General features: G+C 33.3%; 2 protein-coding genes. Both read left to right on the top strand.

What is annotated here, in order from left to right:
• The first annotated feature begins 186 nt into the window (after positions 1–186).
• Positions 187–414: a hypothetical protein gene (locus BKH40_RS08605; protein WP_095278603.1), complete on the top strand. Its 228-nt coding sequence runs from the start codon at positions 187–189 to the stop codon at positions 412–414.
• Positions 404–762, top strand: a 359-nt coding sequence (locus BKH40_RS08610; protein ID WP_143428490.1) for a hypothetical protein, incomplete at its 3' end; no start/stop codon positions are given. The genes BKH40_RS08605 and BKH40_RS08610, both read left to right, overlap by 11 nt.

Consider the following 762-nt stretch of genomic DNA (forward strand, 5'->3'; position numbering starts at 1 on the left):
TGCGAAATGATAGTGGCAAGCAGGCTGCCACCTAAAAGGTGTGTGTACAAGCTTTTGCAAGCTTTTATTACAAGAGAGACTTCTCAAAAAGGTATTTGTAGAGGTTTTGTCTCTCTTATAACATTAATAAATTTACATCTATTAGGACAATAATTATAACACACAATTTAAAGGATTTAATAAAAAATGACTAATAAAGACTTTGAAGCAAAGATTAAAGCACTAGGATTAAACAAAAAAGAGTTCGCCAAAATCTCATGTGCCGCCTATCAGACAGTAACTAACTGGAGACAGATCCAAAGTATACCCTTTTGGGTAGAGCCGTTTTTAAGCTACTATGAGCAAGCAAGAGAGCTTGAAAGCTTACTAAACACACTAGAAAAATGCAAAAAGGACAAAAACGATGCCAATTGAACCAGATTTAAAAAATTATAAAATACCTTTAGTTATAGATTCTATAGAAGCCCTTATAACCTTTTTAAAAGACTTTAATGTCTCAAGAAAAGAGCTAGCCAAAAACATATTTTTTTCAGAAGTCACAGTTATGGGTTTAATTTATAGAAAGCACATGACTTCTCAGCTTAGGTCTACTACTAACGCGTTTTTAGAATGGGATTACCTAAAAAGAAAACTAGAAGGCGATGAAGTAGATATATCACAAGACATAAAGCTAACTGCTATGCAAGAAAAAAGCCAAGTAAGCATAAAAGCTTTTTGCCAAACAAACAAAATCACTTACGCACAAGTCGCAAACTGCACTAA

The organism is Helicobacter sp. 11S02629-2 (assembly GCF_002272875.1).
In the GTDB taxonomy this organism is placed as follows: domain Bacteria; phylum Campylobacterota; class Campylobacteria; order Campylobacterales; family Helicobacteraceae; genus Helicobacter_I.